Here is an 18,906-nt window from a genome sequence, read left to right as displayed (position 1 = left end):
TTGTGATATTCAAATAACGCACAAATTCAGCGGAATCCAATAATGGCACTCATTTCGGCAAACAGTTTTGACGGCCTTTCATCAGGTTCCGAAGTTCACTTAGTTGAGCGGAAGGCTCATAGGATTTACAGGTTCTACTGTAAAGAACGTATGGTTAATGAAGTGCAAGGCTTGTTGTATACTTCCCTCATGCAGAATGCGGATCAATTATTAGCTCAGCAGCAGCGTAAAGGTGATGCATGCGTTAACACATTGCTAGCAGTGGATCAGCATCGAACGGTGGTCAATACCGAACGTGTACGGCAGGCCTTGAACTATTCACCTTATGGATTTTGTTCGGAAATTCTGGTGGCGCTTGGCTTCAATGGTGAGCGACCAGATCAAATTACGCGAAATTATCCGTTGGGTAATGGCTATCGAGAGTTTAGTCCGGTTTTGATGCGTTTCAATACTCCTGATAGCATGAGTCCGTTTATGCTTGGTGGTTTAAATCCATATGCGTATTGCCTAGGGGACCCTATAAATTCGGAAGATTCAAGTGGGCATTTCTCAGTGCGAGGATTTTTTGGGAGGTTGTACGGGATATATGCGAGAAATGCCACAGGCGTTTATGGGTTTATGCAAAGGGGGCGAAAGGTGCTCGAAACGATCGTGCCTCTTGGGAGAGTATCCCGTAAGAATATACCAGAAGGTCATATGCTCGTAGGGTATCACGGCAGTAATGAAATCTATACCGGTAGCTTGGAGGCAGGAGTCACGAGTCAAATAGGGGGGCACGACAGGTGTGGGGTAGGATTTTACATCTCACAAAATTATAATGTCGCCTCAGGGTATGCGGAAATCCCCTCAAATCGTCGCCGCGGACATGTCTTTGGAGTGTATTCAAAAAATATAAACGAATTAAGAAAGGGCATTGATTTTGACTATATAGATTCCGGGGATGAAAGTATGGTAATTCGTCCGGGTGCATTTGATAAAATAGTTGTTCGTGCAGAGGTAAGAGGCCCGCTCGTTCGTAGGGATTCATATTATGAAAAAAGTCCGAATGCGCATTTTTATCGCTGAACTGGTTTTGGCGCCCAGAAACTGTTGATTCGACTTTGATCATGGCTAACTCGCCACCGATATCTCGCTGCGGCGCACGAGCCCAGTACCGCGTCGACCAGGTGACCGTGAACCTGCGCGCGGTGGACGTGCGCACCGGGCAGGTGCTGGCCAACGTGATGACCAGCAAGACCATCTATTCGGTTGGGCGCAGTGCGGGGGTGTTCAAGTTCATCGAGTTCAAGAAGCTACTCGAGGCCGAGGTGGGGTACACCACCAACGAACCGGCGCAGCTGTGCGTGCTGTCGGCGATCGAGGCGGCGGTGGGGCACTTGCTGGCGCAAGGGATCGAACGGCGGCTGTGGCAGGTGGCGGGGGATGCGGGGGAAGGGCAGGCTACGGTGGACAAGTACCTGAGCCAGAATCAGCAGCCGTGATTGGCTACGAGGGCCTCTTCGCGGGTGAACCCGCTCTCATACAACACGTGACTCATTGGTTCGGCGAGGTTCTGTAGGAGCAGCCTTGTGCTGCGAAGAGGCCAGTACTGACAAAGCCTGTCTGTTGCTTGTACCGGCCTCTTCGCAGCACAAGGCTGCTCCTACAAAGGACGCGTCAGACGAGCGATATTTGTTCTTTGCAATTTCCCACATATACAGCGCCAACTCGAAGCCAGCGCAGTACCTGTCAAAGCGGGCGCGCCCGCGAAACAGACAACGCGTGCGCTGTTCAAATCGTGCAAGCCTGCGAAGAGGTCGATGCATGAAACCACGATCTTCAGGTCGTTCAGCCCTCTTTGGCATAAGGTCCCGAACAGGTAGATGAAACCTTGCACCCACAAGCAAGCTCTGCCGGCTCGAACACCAACGAAATACCGTTGAACAAGACACTACCGTCACCGCCAGAGACCAACGCAAATGTCCCTCCATGAAGCGCGCATGGCGCACGATCTCCGAGGACGCATTGCTGCCGCCCGTTGACAAGAATTCCGCTTCCTTCCCCCATCCGACCACCCCCGCTGTGGGGATCGCCTTTTCGAATCGCACCTTGTCGGGACATCGCTCAATCCTTTGCGCTGTTTTGCAAGATTGCTTCGTAAAGGCCGGCCGGCACGGCATCAGGATCGTGTTTGCAGGCGGCAGCCAGGAAGCGCATCAGCAGTTCATCCGGCTCGAAGCGCATGCCAGGCGGGCAGGTCAGGCTGGCGTAGGGTGTTTTCATCAATGGGTGGTCAATGGAAGGATTCGGCAGGCCCAGCGAACGGCGCAGGTTGAGAATGGCCAGGATCTCGGCGGGGTAGACGGCCTCGAAGGGGGAGCCGAATTCGAAATTGCCGGAGTCAATTTCGCGGGATGTCAGGGCGATGCGTTGGACATGGGTATCGCAGGCCGCCACCAGAATAGGCGCCAGTTTATCGGGATCAGGTTCGCGCCAATGGGCGACCAATTGACCCCAGGCAGGGTCGCGAGGCAGGGCGTGCTTGTCGAGGTCAAGCGGTTTGCCGAGCCAGTCGCCGATGATGGTCAGACCGAAGGCGGCGTAGCGAAGGGTGGTGCCTATCGGCAGGTTGTGGCCATCGCTGACACCGTAACCATTGGTAAAACCCGACAACACAGCACTGTGGCAAGGCGTTATTAGGGCAAATTGTCCGGTGGCCAGGGCACACAGCATTACGTGAGTGATGCCATCCAGATCATCAAGGCCAAACCGTGTGGTGCCCTTTAAATTTTCGACGATTACGCTGTTGGCTACGAGGAGTTTCAATATGCCTATGGCAATTGTACGAGGTGCTTCCAAGTAAGGGTTCTCAGAGGCTTGGAGCAGACTTTTTCCTATGTCATTTATGCCAAGTCTGAATATTTCGTCGGCGGCAATAGCGATGCTGTCGTTTCCGTTTATGTAATCAATGATTCTATGTTTTTCTAGCGAAGCATCAGCTGACGCCCAGTTTTTAATGCTTTTGAGGCTACGGGTTAGCCGAGAACTATTGGTAGATATCATGTCGTCACCACGTGTTTATCTGAATTCCGGTTGAGCTGCCTGCGAGCGTACTTAACTGTCCATCAGATGAAAAAAACACTTGAGCGTGCAGGTGTGAGATCTTTCCACTACTCATTGCATTGCGCAGGTGTGCTGCTTTGGCGGCTATATCAGGGGTTACTGTTTTTAGGTCGTCGATATTCCAGCCGCCCTTTTTTCGCGCAATCAGTTTCTGTATTCGCTCGACATTCGCATTGCCGCCAGCCATTTGTGTCTTCAAAAAACCAGGCGTCTTGCTCTTCCCCAACGTCGTCTTCACTTCAATCACCAACAACGTCCCAGCCTCGAGCTTCAACTCTTCCACGGGTGCCGTCCCTTTCAGCCCGTCGATGTGATGCCGCATTTCCAGCGTCGTCGGATTACGCACCGTCATCGAGGGCGTTGGTGGCACGTACACCAGCATGTCGATCCCCTGGTCGCTCTTGTTCTTCAAACCGAACTGGCTGGGCCGGGAAGGGTGGGTGCTCAGGCCGAGGATGTTCTCCGGCTTGACCTTCCAGTGGCTGACCAGGGCCGCCGCCAGGGCTTCTTCGCCGGCATCGGCGACGACCCGGGTCAGGCTGCCGCCCATGCGCACCGGCCCGATGCTGTGTTGAATCATGGCCACCAGCCGGTCGCGCAGGGTGGTGGCCATGTAGGCGTAGTCGGCCTTGCCGCCGACCACATCGAGCGCGACCTGGCTGGCATTGCGCTCCACCGAGTGCAGTTCATGCGCTGTGACCGGCAGCTCACCCTCGCGGCTGCGTCGCTGGATGCGGGTTTCCAGTACGGTGACTTCGCCGGCGCTGCGGTTGCCAAGGCGCCGGACTTCCTCTTGCGACAGCGCGGCGTTGTCGAGGCGTACGGTGGTCATGCTGCCGGGCTGCAACTTGTGCATCAGCCAACGGGCGCCGCCGATGGCGGCCGGCAGCAGCAGGGCCAGGTTGATGGCCATGAATACCTGCTTGCCACGTGCCTCGGCAGTGTCGGGGTTGGCCAGGCGCGCCAGGTCGGTGAAGAACTGCTCGCCGATACTCAGGCCTTCGCCAGTGATCATGCGGCTGCTGCCGTCGACCATGGCATCGGCGGCCAGCGCGGCTTCCAGGGCGACGAAGGCATAGCGGCCGAGCGATACGGTGCCCTTGATGCCGCGCACCACCGGTATGAATGCCAGCACGCCGAGGGCGAATTCGCCCGCGCCAATGACGCCTTGCCAGAAGCGAGCCCGGGCCTTGGCTTCGGCGTAGTGCCGGGCCAGCTGTTCAAAGGCCTGTTCGATCGGGTACAGGCCACTGGGCGTGTGCCAGGTGTAGGGCGGGCTGATACGCTGGGTGCCGTGCTCGTCGACGTACTCTTCCCGTTGCGCCTCGGCCCACTGCACATGAGTGAAGGTGGCGAAATAGATCTTGTGGTCGGTGAACAAGAAATTGCTGTGCAGGGCAAAGGCATAACCGTGCTGGCTGCGCTCGCCCATGTGGTCGAGTACGGGTGGGGGCAGTTCGTCGAGGCGGATCTCGTCGTCGATGCACACCAACTGCAGCTTTTCGCTGGCGGCAAAGGCATGAAACTCAGCCAGCCAGGCATTGCCCAGCGTGTCGCCGGCATGCTCCAGCACCTGCTGGAGGAAGGTATCGCGGTGGTTGCGCGCCTGGTCGCGGATCCAGGGGTTGTTACGAAACCAGGCAGGGCCGACGCCGTTCTGGGAGGGGATGCCTAGCAACTGGTCGCAGCCGTCGCCGCCGTCGAGGGAGAACAGCGCGCCGGGCAGGGAGCAGGGCACGCAAATGTCGACGGGGATGGGCAGTGCGCCATTGCGGGTATTTTCGAGCAGCGCCTGCAAGCCGGCCATGATCAATTGGCCGAGTTTGTTTGTAGAACGGCTTCATAAAGGCCGTCTGGCATTGCAGCCGGGTCGTGTTTGCATACGGCGGCCAAGAACTGCACCAACAGCTCATCAGGTTCGAAACGCATGCCAGGCGGGCAGGTCAGCCTTGCATAGGGCGTTTGCATCAACGGGTGTTCGATGGGCGAGGGGTTGGTTAGCCCCAACGACCGACGCAGGTTGAGAATGGCCAGGATCTCGGCGGGGTAGACGGCTTCGAAGGGGGAGCCGAATTCGAAATTGCCGGAGTCGAGTTCGCGGGACGTCAGCGCGATGCGTTCGACATGGGTATCGCAGGCCGCCACCAAAATAGGCGCCAGTTTGTCGGGATCAGGTTCGCGCCAATGAGCGACCAATTGACCCCAGGCTGGGTCGCGGGGCAGGGCATGTTTGTCGAGGTCGAGCGGTTTGCCCAGCCAGTCGCCGATGATGGTCAGGCCGAAGGCGGCGTATCGTAGGGTGGTGCCAAGGGGGCATTGCGACCGTCGCGAACGCCATAGTCATTCTCTAAACCAGCGAAAACGGTAGCGTGAAATGGGGCGGCGGCAAAAACTGAGTGCAACACCTGACCTTTCCGGTACGGTGCTGCCCCTATGTCTTATTCCGAACTCAGCGTTGAAGAACGCGCCACCATTCAAATCGGTCGTACCCAAGGCTTCAGCCTGCGCAGGATTGCCTGCTTGATCAACCGATCCCCTTCGACCATCAGCCGTGAGCTGCGCCGTAACCGAGGTGCTTGCGGTGGCTACTCGGCCCGCCTGGCCCAGCAGCAAATGCAGGCCCGCCGCCAACGCTGTCGACCGAAACGAAAGCTCTTGCCGAGTAGTGAGCGCTTCCAGTTGGTGGCCCATATGCTGCGCGAGCGTTTGTCTCCCGAGCAGATTGCCGGCAAGCTGCGCAGCATGAACATTCCCAGCCTCAGAGAAGCCTACGTCTGTCGCGAGACGATCTACAACGCGATCTATGCCCTGCCAGTGGGTGAGCTGCGTAAGGAGCTGATCATCTGTCTGCGCCAAGGCAAGACGACGCGCCGACCGCGCTCTGGTGGCGTGGATCGGCGCGGCCAGATCCCCGAGATGGTCAGTATTCATGTGCGCCCGCCGGAGATTGAAGACAGGCTGATGCCGGGGCATTGGGAAGGCGACCTCATCAAGGGCAAGGCCAACGCCTCGTGTGTAGGCACGCTGGTGGAGCGAACCAGTGGCTACCTGATGCTGGTAAAGATGAACGACGCGACGGCGACCTCGGCGATGGAAGGCTTCAGTGCAGCGCTCAATGGCATGCCGCTGGCGATGCGCAAGAGCATGACCTACGACCAGGGCCGAGAAATGGCGCGGCATGCTGAAATCACCCAGCAGACCGGGGTGGCAATTTACTTCTGCGACCCGCACAGCCCCTGGCAGCGCGGCAGCAACGAAAACATCAACGGCCTGATTCGCCAGTACTTGCCCAAGGGCACAGACCTGTCGGTACATAGCCAGGAGGAGCTGGACGCCATTGCCTTGCAACTGAATATGCGTCCCCGTAAGCGCTTCGATTTCAAATGTCCGATCGAAATGATGAGTGAGGTGATGCAAAAGGCCATGGCTATGCGGCACGATGCGCCCACTTCAATCCAATAACCGTGTTGCACTCAGCTTCTGCAACCGCCTGGTTTTATCGAGCCAAAGTGGCCAACGGCCATGGCGCAGAGCATGATTTGAGTTATCCCATCTAGTGTGTCACTGGACCACCTTTGAGTGCCTTTCTTTGTTTGAATTAATAGGCAATCTGCTACGAGCATTTTCACAATCCCGCAACGGATAAGCTCGTTAGCGTAGTACTTCGGTTTGTGTAGCTCCTGCAATAGCCCTTCACTGATTTCGTTTATGCCTGTTCTGAAAATCTGCTTGCACGCTGCTCCAATGGACTCACCATGGTTGATATATGAATTCAGCATTCCATGGTCGACGGAAAGGTCATGTTTAGCCCATTCAGGCAGGGCGTGCAGACTACGGTCGAGTCGTTTTTTTTGTTGCTTATTCATTTATGGTTCCATAGATTTAACTGGATTCCGGTTTGAATTCCCGTCAGGGCTACTTAACTGTCCGGTTGGGCTGAAGAAGATTTGAGCATGAAGGAATGAAATTTTCCCAGATTCCACGGCCTTAGTTATAGCTTTCACTTTATCGGGGAAATTTTGGTCAAAACTTTCTAGTAGCTTTTCGTTCCAGCCTTGTAGCTTTCGGTCTGATAAATATTGTATGCGCTCTAAGTTGGCTGCTCCGCCACTGGCTTGTGTCTTCAAAAAACCAGGAGTCTTGCTCTTCCCCAACGTCGTCTTCACTTCAATCACCAACAACGTCCCAGCCTCGAACTTCAACTCTTCCACGGGTGCCGTCCCTTTCAGCCCGTCGATGTGATGCCGCATTTCCAGCGTCGTCGGGTTACGCACCGTCATCGAGGGCGGTGGTGGCACGTACACCAGCATGTCGATCCCCTGGTCGCTCTTGTTTTTCAAACCGAACTGGCTGGGCCGGGAAGGGTGGGTGCTCAGGCCGAGGATGTTCTCCGGCTTGACCTTCCAGTGGCTGACCAGGGCCGCCGCCAGGGCTTCTTCGCCGGCATCGGCGACGACCCGGGTCAGGCTGCCGCCCATGCGCACCGGCCCGATGCTGTGCTGAATCATGGCCACCAGCCTGTCGCGCAGGGTGGTGGCCATGTAGGCATAGTCGGCCTTGCCGCCAGCCACATCGAGCGCGACCAGGCTGGCATTGCGCTCCACCGAGTGCAGTTCACGGGCAGTGACCGGCAGCTCACCCTCACGGGGGCGTCGCTGGATGCGGGTTTCCAGTACGGTGACTTCGCCGGCGCTGCGGTTGCCAAGGCGCCGGACTTCCTCTTGCGACAGCGCGGCGTTGTCGAGGCGTACGGTGGTCATGCTGCCGGGCTGCAACTTGTGCATCAGCCAACGGGCGCCGCCGATGGCGGCCGGCAGCAGCAGGGCCAGGTTGATGGCCATGAATACCTGCTTGCCACGTGCCTCGGCAGTGTCGGGATTGGCCAGGCGCGCCAGGTCGGTGAAGAACTGCTCGCCGATACTCAGGCCTTCGCCAGTGATCATGCGGCTGCTGCCGTCGACCATGGCATCGGCGGCCAGCGCGGCTTCCAGGGCGACGAAGGCATAGCGGCCGAGCGATACGGTGCCCTTGATGCCGCGCACCACCGGTATGAATGCCAGCACTCCGAGGGCGAATTCGCCCGCGCCAATGACGCCTTGCCAGAAGCGAGCCCGGGCCTTGGCTTCGGCGTAGTGCCGGGCCAGCTGTTCACAGGCCTGTTCGACCGGGTACAGGCCACTGGGCGTGTGCCAGGTGTAGGGCGGGCTGATACGCTGGGTGCCGTGCTCGTCGACGTACTCTTCCCGTTGCGCCTCGGCCCACTGCACATGGGTGAAGGTGGCGAAATAGATCTTGTGGTCGGTGAACAAGAAATTGCTGTGCAGGGCAAAGGCATAACCGTGCTGGCTGCGCTCGCCCATGTGGTCGAGTACGGGTGGGGGCAGTTCGTCGAGGCGGATCTCGTCGTCGATGCAAACCAACTGCAGCTTTTCGCTGGCGGCAAAGGCATGAAACTCAGCCAGCCAGGCATTGCCCAGCGTGTCGCCGGCATGCTCCAGCACCTGCTGGAGGAAGGTATCGCGGTGGTTGCGCGCCTGGTCGCGGATCCAGGGGTTGTTGCGAAACCAGGCAGGGCCGACGCCGTTCTGGGAGGGGATGCCCAGCAACTGGTCGCAACCGTCGCCGCCGTCGAGGGAGAACAGCGCGCCGGGAAGGGAGCAGGGTACGCAAATGTCGGGTGGAACAGGCAGCGCCCCGTTGAGTGCGGCTTGCCCCAGCGTTTGTAAAGCAGATGCTTCAACCATGCGGGCTCGGCTCCTTGAGTGCTTGTTGGTGGGCTGCCAATTGACTTGCCAACACCCGGCAGCGCTCTCGGGGAGAGTCGGTGGCTTCAAGCAACTTCACCCAAGGGGTGAACAATGGGTTGAGGTAAAAGTGTCGACCGAACGCGATCGCCAGGAGCACATGCATCAGCACTTGGCTGCGGGGCAACGGGGGCAGCTTGTACAGGTCATCGGACGGCTGAGGTAGCCGTTTTCCGTAATAGCGGTGGGCGAGGATCTCGTTCCCGTTCAGCTCCTTGTGAGTGATGGCGGGCAGCGCATAGCGGCGGCTGGCATCCGACTCATAGCAGCAGTAACAAGACTGCTGCGCGTCAGCCGGTATGCCGCGCAGGGTCATCAGTTGCTCCAGTGATCGCCACTGCCGGTCGTGGTCGCAATCGTCATCGGGCAAGCGCAAAATCTGCCGTGTAACGTCATGCATAAGGGTGAGTTGACCCTCCCACTGCATACGGTGGGCTACTGCCCGCACGGTCAGCATGTCGAGTCGCTCATCCTGGGTAAGGCCGGGAACCTGGTGGATTGACCACACCGATACGCTTGCGGGGTCGTTCCACCAGCCCAGACCCAGCAAGAAATGGCTCAGCACCAGCAAGCTGTATTCCTTGCCGCAGGTGTAGCCCCTGTTGCTGACCAGAGCCCCCGCATTGGCTACCAGCAGGGGAACATCCTCGGGACGGGTATGAAAGCGCGCAATCGAACCGTCCAACGTCCCCAGCAGGAAGCGGGACAGTCGACGGTTGGTGGTCCGTAGCGAGGCAGCTTGCAGCGCACCCAGATTCAGTTTCGGCAGGCTCATGCAGGGACCTCGTGGCGCAATGGCAGCCAGGCCAGGCAGCCTTCCCGTTCGATGCTGCTTTCTGTTTGCTCGAACAGCGGCTGTGCGCCAAGTGCAAGCCCGGTTCGTGAATCGTGAAAGTAGAGTCTGCGTATGCGTCCGTGATCGAACAGCCGGGCCAGGGTGTCTGGCTGGTGCGTCAGTGAGCCGACATAGAAGCTTAGCGACCGAGGATCACCAAGCCTCATGAAGTACCGACGTCGGCCTTCCTGGACTTTGCCAAAGCGGCGCAGGTGCCTCGCGAGGGCTTCGAGGGGCAGAGTGGTCTCGGCGACAGTACAGGCGAAGGCCCCGTCCAGGCCGCCAAGCCAGGCATCCAGTTCGCTGCCTGCTGTCAGCTGGAACAGTAATGGCGCATGCTTCTCCAGCCCGGTGTGATGGTCCAGGTGCCATAGGCATTGGTGTCGGGTGGAATGAAACTCGAGCCTGCCCAGCAGGCCCGGATTGGCCGACGCTTCGGCAAGCACGAACAGGCTTGCACTGACGACACCCGTGTACAGGCTGCCTTCGCTTAATTGCTGGTGCAGGCTCATGCGTCGTCCTTCCCGGCAAAGGGGCATTCTTCAATCAGCGGTGAGCCTTCTCGAATGGCGGCCTCGATGGCTTCGACCTGGGCCTGCACAGGTGTCTGGTAGGTGACATTGCCTTTGAAGTGGATGTTGGGAGCCTCGATAGTGATGCCGTTGGTATCGAGGATGATCTTGCCGCTCGGGCCACGGATGTGGATGCGTTCCGTGCCCTGAAGCATGTAATACCGGGTCAGCAGGCGTTGTGCAGTACGGGCTTCAATGGCGCGCGTACCTTCGATGACGAGCGACTGATTGCCGCCGATACTCAGGCTGTGGTCGGCGGTAATGGTGATGCGGCTTGTGTTGCCAATGGTGTGGATATCGTTGCGGTCGATGCTGGTGAATCGGTCCTGGTGAACATGATCGCGGCGATCACGTCCGGTATCGATAGTCTCGTCACGCGCAATGCTGGTGTTTTGGTCCCGGCCTGTCGCAGTGGCGCGATCATTGCCGACGTTCAGGGTCTGGTCGTGTTTGACCTTGGTATTCATGTTCCTTTCGGCATGCACGTACACTTCCTGCCGACCCAGTTCATCTTCGAAACGCAGTTCGTTGAAGCCATTACCCTTGTGGGTCTGACTCTTGATGGTCATGCGCGTCTTGTGTTCCGGCAGCTCGTAGGGCGGCAGTTGATCGCCGCAGTAGGTGCGCCCGGTGATCATTGGCTGGTCGGGGTCGGCGTTGACGTACTGGATGATCACGTCCTGGCCGATGCGTGGGATAGCCATCGAGCCCCAGCTGCCGCCTGCCCAACCTTGTGATACGCGCACCCAGCAGGAGCTGAACTCGTTGTTTCTGCTCTCGCGATCCCAGGGGAAGCTGACCTTGACCCGTCCCCATTCGTCACAATAGATCTCCTCGCCGGGTGGACCGACGACGGTGGCCATGTGCGGGCCATCGATGCGCGGTTTGTCCAGCGGCGCAGGTCGCCATTCGATCCGGCCGGGCACCAGCACGGCTTCCTGCGAGTAGCGCGTTCCCTGTTCGGCTCCGGCTGCTTCTTCTTGCAGGCTGGTGAATTGGCTCCCCTCGTGATGCACGCGCATCACGCGCCAGTGTGTGTTGAGGTCTTTGCGGGGGTGTTCGATGAGGGTGAAGCTCAGGCCTGGTTGCAGCCGCACATCGTCGCCCTCTACCTCGGCAATACGGGCGTCATGGCGCAGGGCCGTGAGTCGCGTGGCGGTGAAGGGGACGCCGACCACATCGCGCTTGTAACGGCCGGGGTAGTCGAAGCGCTCATAATCCCGGGACTGATGGGCGATGCCACTGTCATCTGCGCGGTGTTCCTGCCGGTACTGCGGGTTGGTGAAGGTGTAGTCCCGCTGTACCTGTCGTGCGGTGCGTACCTGCTCGCTGTAGCGCAGGCGGCGCAGGCAAGGCCTGGCCTGATCACCACCGCTGTTGGCGCGGTACAGCACCTGGTCGGGGCCGACGTCGTCCTCTTCAGGAAGCCCTTCATCGTCGTCTTCGGTCTTGATCGCGCCTCGGCTGATCTGCCCCAGCGCCAGCAGTCGGTCGGTGATGACCAGCAGGTGTTGTTTTGGCGTGTGCTCGAAGCGATAGATGAAACCCTCTTCACCCGCCAGGCGGGCGATGAAGTCGAGGTCTGTTTCACCGGCCTGTACGCAAAACTCGCGCACCTGATGGTCGCCAAAAGTGTGCAACTCGAAATGAAGGATGCACTGGCGCTTGAGCATGATTTCGAGAATCTGCGGCACGGTTTTCTGCTGGAAGATTCGCCAGTTCGAACGCAACCCGCCGCGGGCCAGGAGGGGCTCGACCAAGGCATGGTAACGGGTGCGATAAAAGCCCGTTTCACCTTGGCTGAAGCTGCTTGTCACGCCGTGCACGTAGCGCAGTGGGCGTTCGTGCTGCCAGATCGTGAACAGTACCGGCTTGTCGAGCAACTGACCGAAGTCGACTTCATCTTCGTGACTGATCAGCTCCAGCTTCAACTGGAATGGTGCGCTGATGGCTTCGTCGAGTTCGAATGAAATCACCTCGAATTGAATGTCGCCAGCCAAGGGTTGAAAGCTGAAGCGCAGATCAGATTGTCGGTACATGGCGTGTTTTCCCTTGTTAGGAATTGCTCCGGTATCAGCCGTAGGCCCGGTGAAGATTGGGCCTGGGGTAAGGTTGATGGCGAGGGCGGACTTGCAGGGTAGGCGGGCTGCGGCGGGATTTAAATAAACAGGGTGTTGTTGTTTTGGGTTATAAGTAGGGACTTTCTGAAACTTGTAACTTAGTGTTTTTTTCTTGGTTGTTGGGTGGCTTTAAGTTGTCTTCGCGGCCATTAGTTGAGAACAAGTTGTGCGCTGTTTCTGCAGGAGCGGCTTTGTGCCCGGTTGTTTCGTTTTATGGTGGCTAAGCCAGCGCAGTACCTGTGGGATCTCAAGTGCGACGCCGTCCCTGTGGAAGTGGATTTACCCGCGAATGGGGCGGTGCCGGGTGACTGATGGGCGCCAGGGCTTCGTTGAAATCAAGCGGTAGCCGTGATTGAGCTTGAGGGCCTCTTCGCGGGTGAACCCGCTCCCACAGGTTCAGCGCCAACTCGAAGCCAGCGCAGTACCTGTGGGAGCGGGCGCGCCCGCGAAGCAGGCAACGCGGTGGATGGCACCGGCTTTGCCGGTGTTCGCGGGCATGCCCGCTCCCACAAGTACCGCGTGATCTCAAGTGCGACGCCGTCCCTGTGTGCGGGTTTACCCGCGAATGGGCCGGTGCCAGGTGTCTGGCGGGCACCTGGGCTTTGTTGAAATCAAGCGGCAGCCGTGATCGACCTCGAGGAACCCGCTCCCACAAAGCTTGCGCAAGCTTTCAGATCTTGAGCAAGGCGGTGCTCCTGCCTGTCCCTTTACGTAAACGTCACCATATGCCACCTTCTACCTCAGCCTGATGACGGCCAGGGATTTCTCCCGCACACTGCGGAAAATTCCCAAGCCCGTTCCCCGCCACCTTGCGGGGCACAGCCGGAGTAGAAAATGGCGCGACAACTAATAACAAACGCCCACGACCCGCTGCACGAATCCCGCCAGGCCCGCCTGAAGCTGGCCAGCGAAGGCGAGCTGCCACTGGGCATGCTGCGCGACGAGATCGATGCCTCCTGGCGGCGTAGCCTTGGCCATGGGCTGGACTGCCTGCAGGGCGAGCAGGTCGGCCTGGGCCTGGAGCAGGGCCACGACCTGCGCATGCTGCTGGAGCGCAACCGCCTGCTGGTTGACGCCGTTACCCCGGAACTGGACTATCTGGTCGCGCGTCAGGGCAAGGCCGGCATCGTCATCCTCGGCGACGCCCAGGCCAATGTGCTGGCCATCGAAGGGCAGAAGCACGTGCTGCAACGCGAGGGCCTGCGCGACCTGCACCCGGGCAGTTGCTGGAGCGAGTCGCTGCGTGGCACCAATGCGATCGGCACGGCAGTGGTGGAAGGCCGGCCGACGCTGATCAACTGCGGCGAACATTACCTCGACCGCCTCAGCCCGTTCTCCTGCACTTCGGTACCCCTGCGCGACCCGCGCGGCGAGGTGATCGGCGTGCTCGACATCACCCGTGAAGGGGTGATGGCGCAACCACAGGACAGCCTGTCGACGCTGATGCTGGCGGCCGGCAACATCGAAAGCCGCATGTTTGGCCTGTGCCACCCGGAGCAATTGGTGCTGGCCTTCCACAGCCGCCCGCAATACCTCAACAGCGCCTGGCATGGCCTGCTGGCGCTGAGCCTGGACGGTGAAGTGCTGGCTGCCAACGACAGTGCCTGCCAGCTGTTGCAGGTGCCGCGCCATGAGCTGTTGGGCCGGCGCAGCAGCGACCTGCTGGGTGAACGGTCACCGGCCTTCATCGCCCGCCTGTGGCAGGGCGGGGTGAGCAGTGTGCAAACGGCCAAGGGCGAGTTCTACTTCCGCGCCCTGCAGCTGCCGCGCCATGGCCGGGTCAACGGCAGCACGCCGGTGAGCAAGCCGGCGCCGGGCAAGCAGTCACCCGCCCTCGACGCCCTGGCCGGTGGCGACCCGCGCCTGGCGCGCAACCTGCGCATGGCCCGCCAGGGGCTGGGCAATGGTCTGCCGGTGCTGTTGCTGGGTGAGACCGGTACTGGCAAGGAAGTCGTCGCCCGGGCCCTGCACCAGGCCAGCCCGCGTGCCGACAAACCGTTCGTGGCCGTCAACTGCGCGGCCATCCCCGAAGGGCTGATCGAGTCCGAACTGTTCGGCTACCGTGAAGGTGCGTTCACCGGCTCGCGCCGGGGCGGCATGGTCGGCCGGCTGATGCAGGCCCACGGCGGTACGCTGTTCCTCGACGAAATCGGCGACATGCCGCTAGCGCTGCAGGCGCGCTTGTTGCGGGTACTGCAGGAACGGCGAGTGGCACCGCTGGGGGCGGGCGACGAGCAGGACATTGATGTGGCATTGATCTGTGCCACGCACCGCGACCTCAAGCGCCTGGTGCAGGAGCAGCACTTCCGCGAAGACCTTTACTACCGGGTCAACGGCGTGTCGCTGCGCCTGCCGGCACTGCGCGAGCGTGATGACCTGACTGCGATCATCCAGGGGCTGCTGGAAAAGTCCGATGCCCGGGGCGTGACCTTGGACCCGGCCCTGACCGCGTTGCTCGAAGGCTTCGACTGGCCGGGCAACATCCGCCAGCTGGAAATGGTCGTGCGCACCGCGCTGGCCATGCGCGAGGACGGCGAGCAGGTGCTGACCCTGGACCACCTCACCGACTGCCTGCTGGACGAACTGGCCAGTGGCACGGCGCCTTCCGGCAGCCTCAAGGACAACGAACTGGAACTGATACGTGGCGCCTTGGCGCGCCATCAGGGCAATGTGTCCGCGGCGGCCGAGGCGCTGGGTATCAGCCGGGCGACGCTGTACCGCAAGCTCAAACAGTTGCGCGGCTGACGTGGGCGGCCTGTTCGCCCGGCTGGTGGAGTCCAGCGACCCTGTGCTCATGCGCCAGGCGTTGGCCTGGCTGTATGGTTTCGTGCGCCCCCATCGACGCGCCATCGGCCTGTTGCTCGGCTTGTCGCTGGGTGCCTCATTGCTGGCGCTGGCGCAACCTTGGCTGGTCAAGACGCTGATCGACGAGGGGCTGCTGGCCAAGGACTACCAGACCCTCTGGCACATGGCCGAGATCATGATCGGCGCGGGCCTGCTGGGTACCGTGCTGGCCGGGGTCAACCGCTACCTGCACACGCGCTTGTCGGGGCGCATCCTGTTTGCCCTGCGCGACGACCTTTACCGCCACCTGCAGCAGCTGTCGCCGACGTTCTACGGGCGGCGGCGCATCGGCGACATCCTTTCGCGGCTGGATGGCGATGTGGCGGAAATCCAGCGCTTTGCCGTGGATTCGCTGTTTTCGGCGGTGTCGGCGGTGATCGGCCTGGTGGGCGCGGTGGTGTTGATGCTGATGCTGTCGTGGCAACTGTCTTTGCTGCTGGCGCTGCTGGTACCGATAGAAGTGCTGTGGCTGCGCTGGATGCGGCGCAAGGTTGAGCGCGAAGTACGCACCCTGCGCGAACGCTCGGCAGATGTGTCGTCGTTCCTGGTCGAAACCCTGCCGGCAATGAAGTTCATCCAGGCCGCCGGCCAGCAAGGCCGCGAGGCGGGGCGCCTGGACCAGTTGGGCCAGGGCTACATGCGCCAGCTGCTCAAGGTGCAGGTGACCGAATTCTTCACCCAGGCCATCCCCGGCACGCTGACCTCCTGGTGCCGCGCCTGCGCGTTCCTGGTCGGCGGTTGGTGGGTGATTCAGGGGACCTGGCAGTTGGGTGCGCTGATCGCCTTTTCCACCTACATGGGCATGGCGGTAGGGCCGGTGCAGAGCCTGCTGGGCCTGTACGTGGCGGTGCAGCGCATGGCGGTGAGCCTGGGGCGGGTGATGGAACTGAAGCAGGAGGCCGTGGCCGTGCGCCCGGCAGCCAACCCGCAGCCGGTGCCCGACGGGCCGGGCGAATTGCGCCTCGAGGGGGTGAGTTTTGCCCATGAAGGGCGCCAGGGCGCGGTGCTGAACGACGTGCAGGTGTGCGTGCCGGGTGGCCTGAAGGTCGCCATTAGCGGTGCATCGGGGGTGGGCAAGTCGACCTTGATCGACCTGCTGCAGCGCTTCTACGACCCGGACGCCGGGCGCATCCTGCTGGATGGCATCGACTTGCGCGAGCTGGACCTGGCCGCGCTGCGCCGGCGTATTGCGGTGGTCAGCCAGGATATCGTGCTGTTCCGCGGCACCCTTGCACAGAACCTGGCCTACGGCGTGCCCGAGGCCAGCCGTGAGGAACTGGAGCGGGTGGTGCGCCTGGCGCGGCTGGACAGCCTGGTCGACAGCCTGCCGCTGGGCCTGGACGGCCTGCTCGGTGAGCGTGGCCAGCAGTTGTCCGGCGGGCAGAAACAACGCATAGCTATCGCCCGCGCGGTGCTTCAGGCGCCGGCGATCCTGGTGCTGGACGAGGCCACCTCGGCGGTGGACGAAGCCACCGAGCGCGAAGTGATCGCGGCCATCGACCAGCTGTTCGCCGGCCGCACGCGCATCCTGATCAGTCACCGTGCTTCGACCCTGGCCGATGCCGACCTGCACCTGCAGTTGCACGCTGGCCAGTTGCAGGTGCTGCCCGAGGAGGTGATCAAGCATGGGCACTGACGTGCGTGTTGGCGTGATCGACAGTGGTTGCACGCCGGAGCAGGCCAGCGCCTTGCTGGGCGCGCGCCGCTTCTGGCTGGAGGACGGCCAGTTGCGCGAAGGTGACATGCTGCCCGACCAGCTTGGGCACGGTAGCGCGGTGCTCGCCGGCTTGCAGCGGGAGGCCGGGCCGGTGCCTGTGCTGCTGGCCCAGGTTTTCGGCGCCCAGGCCAGCACCAGTGCCTTGCAGGTGGCGGCCGCGCTGCTGTGGCTGGTGGAGGCGGGGGTTACGCTGGTCAACCTCAGCCTTGGCCTGCAGCAGGACCGGCCTGTGCTGCACCAGGCTTGCGCCGAGGCTTTGGCCGCGGGTGTGCTGTTGTGCGCCTCCAGCCCGGCCCAGGGCGGGCCGGTGTATCCGGCCAGCTACCCCGGAGTGATCCGGGTTACCGGCGATGCCCGCTGTGCACCGGGCCAGTGGTCCTGGCTGGGTACCCGGCAGGCGGACTTCGGCGGTTATGTGGGCGCGGGCGGCAGGGCGGGCGCGAGCCTGGGCTGTGCGGCCCTGAGTGGCAGGATTGCTGCGTTGCTGCGTGATGAGCCGGGCATGGGCCACCAGCAGGTTCATGACTGGTTGCGCCACCACGCGGCGTTTACCGGCCCCGAGCGACGAGGTGCCGGCCATGGCTGAACCGCGCATTGTGGTGCTGGGGGCAGGCCCTGCGGGTGCGGCCACGGCCATTGGCTTGCGGCGGCTGGGTTATGCGGTGACGGTGGTGTCCGAGTGGCGCCGGTTCGCCGCGGTCGAAGGGGTTTCGCAGCGGGTGCTGGACGGTCTGCGCCACGCCGGCCTTGGCGGGGCGTTGCGCCAGGCGGCGATGCCGGCGACTCGGCAAGTGCACTGGAACGGCCAGCAGCTGCACCTGAACCAGGAGTTTCTGCTGGATCGGCAAAGGTTTGACCGGGCGCTGCGCGACGACCTTCAGCGTGCGGGTGTGAGCGTGGTCGAGGGGCGGGTGCGTGAGGTGGTTCGCGAAGTCGGTCATGGCATTCGCCTGGACGACGGGCAGGTACTGCAGGCCGATTTCCTGGTCGAAGCCCGAGGCCGCCAGGCCCCGCTGGCTGCCGACCGCCTGCGCGGGCCGGAAACGGTCAGCTTGCTCAATGTCTGGCAGGCCGCTCCCGGGGCGCCCGCGTCGGCGGTGGAGAGCCTGGCGGATGGCTGGGCGTGGATGGCGCGCCTGGAAGACGGCCGTTGCTACTGGCAAGTCACCCTGGACGCCGCAGGGCTGCCGGGCAAGGCCGGGTTGGCGGATTATTGCGCGGCGCGGCGAGCCGACAGCGCGCTGGTGGCCGAGCTGTTCGATGCCAGGGCATTGGCGCCGGCAGAGGTGCATGCGCGCAGCAGCACCGCGATTCTGGCCGGTGAGTGCGTCGGGCAGGACTGGATACGCGTGGGCGATGCCGCGATGGCCGTTGACCCACTGTCGGGCAACGGGATCTTCCAGTCGCTGTCTTCGGCGCTGCAGGCGCCGGTGGTGATCAATACCTTGCTGCGCAGGCCCGAGCGGGCCGGGTTGGCGCGGCAGTTTCACCAGCAGCGGATCGAACAGCTGTTTTTGCGTTTTGCCCGGATCGGGCGGGATTTCTATGGGCAAGAGCAGGGTCGGGTGGGGCAGCCATTCTGGACGCGGCGGCAGGGGTGGCCGGACATGCAGGCATTGCACGTGGCGGCGGACTGGAGCGCGGTGAGGGTCGAGCGGCGGCCAGTGTTGCGTGACGGGCTGGTGGATGAGGCCGAGGTGGTGGTGACGGCGGATCAGCCGTTGGGGGTGTGGCATTTGCAGGGGGTGGAGCTGGCGCCAGTGGTGCGGGGGCTGTGTAGCGGCCGACCTCTCGAGGCAGTGTTGTCAGGCCTGCCAGGGGAGCAGCAGAGGATGGTGCGGCGGTGGTTGTTGGAGCAGGGCTTGGTTTGAGATTGCCGGGGCCGCTTTGCGGCCCTTTCGCGACACAAGGC

15 protein-coding genes and 1 pseudogene are annotated in these 18,906 nt (G+C 61.5%); 7 read left to right on the top strand and 9 right to left on the bottom strand.

Going from position 1 to position 18,906, the window contains the following annotated elements; translation table 11 throughout:
* Nucleotides 1-42 precede the first annotated feature (42 nt).
* Together ACK56M_RS16050 and ACK56M_RS16045 are read left to right on the top strand one after the other, a co-directional pair.
* Complete coding sequence (locus ACK56M_RS16050) at nucleotides 43-1,065, top strand: RHS repeat-associated core domain-containing protein (RefSeq protein ID WP_100413877.1); 1,023 nt, start codon at nucleotides 43-45, stop codon at nucleotides 1,063-1,065.
* Nucleotides 1,066-1,148: 83 nt separating this feature from the next.
* Nucleotides 1,149-1,481, top strand: a pseudogene (locus ACK56M_RS16045) (CsgG/HfaB family protein); the annotation flags it as partial.
* A 346-nt stretch (nucleotides 1,482-1,827) separates the two neighbouring features.
* Here ACK56M_RS16045 and ACK56M_RS16040 read toward each other — a convergent pair.
* Genes ACK56M_RS16040 through ACK56M_RS16025 form a run of 4 tightly spaced genes read right to left on the bottom strand, consistent with a single transcriptional unit; the run spans nucleotide 1,828 to nucleotide 5,298 of the window.
* Nucleotides 1,828-2,046 (bottom strand): PAAR domain-containing protein, encoded by a 219-nt coding sequence (locus ACK56M_RS16040; protein WP_243897693.1) that lies wholly within the window; start codon nucleotides 2,044-2,046, stop codon nucleotides 1,828-1,830.
* 57 nt (nucleotides 2,047-2,103) lie between these two features.
* Nucleotides 2,104-3,042, bottom strand: coding sequence for a hypothetical protein (locus tag ACK56M_RS16035; protein WP_224765913.1), 939 nt, complete (start codon nucleotides 3,040-3,042; stop codon nucleotides 2,104-2,106).
* Nucleotides 3,043-3,046: 4 nt separating this feature from the next.
* Nucleotides 3,047-4,909 carry a hypothetical protein gene (locus ACK56M_RS16030; protein WP_411958782.1) on the bottom strand — a complete coding sequence of 621 codons (1,863 nt, stop codon included), beginning with the start codon at nucleotides 4,907-4,909 and terminating at the stop codon, nucleotides 3,047-3,049.
* Nucleotides 4,910-4,911: 2 nt separating this feature from the next.
* A complete protein-coding gene (locus ACK56M_RS16025) occupies nucleotides 4,912-5,298 on the bottom strand; it encodes a hypothetical protein (RefSeq protein ID WP_411958781.1) in 387 nt (128 codons plus the stop codon).
* A 237-nt stretch (nucleotides 5,299-5,535) separates the two neighbouring features.
* Here ACK56M_RS16025 and ACK56M_RS16020 point away from each other — a divergent pair, with 237 nt between their 5' ends.
* Nucleotides 5,536-6,564, top strand: a complete 1,029-nt coding sequence (locus tag ACK56M_RS16020) for an IS30 family transposase (RefSeq protein ID WP_188258425.1) — start codon at nucleotides 5,536-5,538, stop codon at nucleotides 6,562-6,564.
* A gap of 11 nt (nucleotides 6,565-6,575) precedes the next feature.
* On the opposite strand, the gene ACK56M_RS16015 is transcribed toward ACK56M_RS16020, so the two are convergent.
* Genes ACK56M_RS16015 through ACK56M_RS15995 form a run of 5 tightly spaced genes read right to left on the bottom strand, consistent with a single transcriptional unit; the run spans nucleotide 6,576 to nucleotide 12,352 of the window.
* Nucleotides 6,576-6,968 carry a hypothetical protein gene (locus ACK56M_RS16015; protein WP_411958780.1) on the bottom strand — a complete coding sequence of 131 codons (393 nt, stop codon included), beginning with the start codon at nucleotides 6,966-6,968 and terminating at the stop codon, nucleotides 6,576-6,578.
* The gene (locus tag ACK56M_RS16010; protein WP_411958779.1) at nucleotides 6,969-8,846 is read right to left on the bottom strand and encodes a hypothetical protein; all 1,878 of its coding nucleotides are present in this window, start codon (nucleotides 8,844-8,846) and stop codon (nucleotides 6,969-6,971) included.
* Nucleotides 8,839-9,681: a hypothetical protein gene (locus ACK56M_RS16005; RefSeq protein WP_054572750.1), complete on the bottom strand. Its 843-nt coding sequence runs from the start codon at nucleotides 9,679-9,681 to the stop codon at nucleotides 8,839-8,841. The genes ACK56M_RS16010 and ACK56M_RS16005 overlap by 8 nt, the downstream gene beginning before the upstream one ends.
* Complete coding sequence (locus ACK56M_RS16000; RefSeq protein ID WP_015270578.1) at nucleotides 9,678-10,253, bottom strand: DUF4123 domain-containing protein; 576 nt, start codon at nucleotides 10,251-10,253, stop codon at nucleotides 9,678-9,680. The genes ACK56M_RS16005 and ACK56M_RS16000 overlap by 4 nt, the downstream gene beginning before the upstream one ends.
* Entirely contained in the window at nucleotides 10,250-12,352 is a 2,103-nt protein-coding gene (locus ACK56M_RS15995) for a type VI secretion system Vgr family protein (protein WP_411958778.1), read from the bottom strand. Before ACK56M_RS15995 ends, ACK56M_RS16000 begins: the two co-directional genes overlap by 4 nt.
* A 915-nt stretch (nucleotides 12,353-13,267) precedes the next feature.
* On the opposite strand from ACK56M_RS15995, the gene ACK56M_RS15990 reads away from it, so the two are divergent.
* The 4 genes from ACK56M_RS15990 to ACK56M_RS15975 are packed head-to-tail and all read left to right on the top strand — an operon-like array spanning nucleotide 13,268 to nucleotide 18,865.
* Entirely contained in the window at nucleotides 13,268-15,178 is a 1,911-nt protein-coding gene (locus ACK56M_RS15990; RefSeq protein ID WP_054572748.1) for a sigma-54-dependent Fis family transcriptional regulator, read from the top strand.
* A 1-nt stretch (nucleotide 15,179) separates the two neighbouring features.
* Nucleotides 15,180-16,913: an ABC transporter ATP-binding protein gene (locus tag ACK56M_RS15985; protein WP_411958777.1), complete on the top strand. Its 1,734-nt coding sequence runs from the start codon at nucleotides 15,180-15,182 to the stop codon at nucleotides 16,911-16,913.
* Nucleotides 16,903-17,580: a hypothetical protein gene (locus ACK56M_RS15980; protein ID WP_015270573.1), complete on the top strand. Its 678-nt coding sequence runs from the start codon at nucleotides 16,903-16,905 to the stop codon at nucleotides 17,578-17,580. Before ACK56M_RS15985 ends, ACK56M_RS15980 begins: the two co-directional genes overlap by 11 nt.
* Nucleotides 17,573-18,865: an NAD(P)/FAD-dependent oxidoreductase gene (locus ACK56M_RS15975; protein WP_100413870.1), complete on the top strand. Its 1,293-nt coding sequence runs from the start codon at nucleotides 17,573-17,575 to the stop codon at nucleotides 18,863-18,865. Before ACK56M_RS15980 ends, ACK56M_RS15975 begins: the two co-directional genes overlap by 8 nt.
* The last annotated feature ends 41 nt before the right edge of the window (nucleotides 18,866-18,906 follow it).

Source organism: Pseudomonas sp. s4 (assembly GCF_046764235.1).
Classification (GTDB): Bacteria; Pseudomonadota; Gammaproteobacteria; order Pseudomonadales; family Pseudomonadaceae; genus Aquipseudomonas; species Aquipseudomonas asiatica.
The sequence above is the reverse complement of the archived record's forward strand: the minus strand, read 5'-3'. Positions and strand labels throughout refer to the sequence as shown.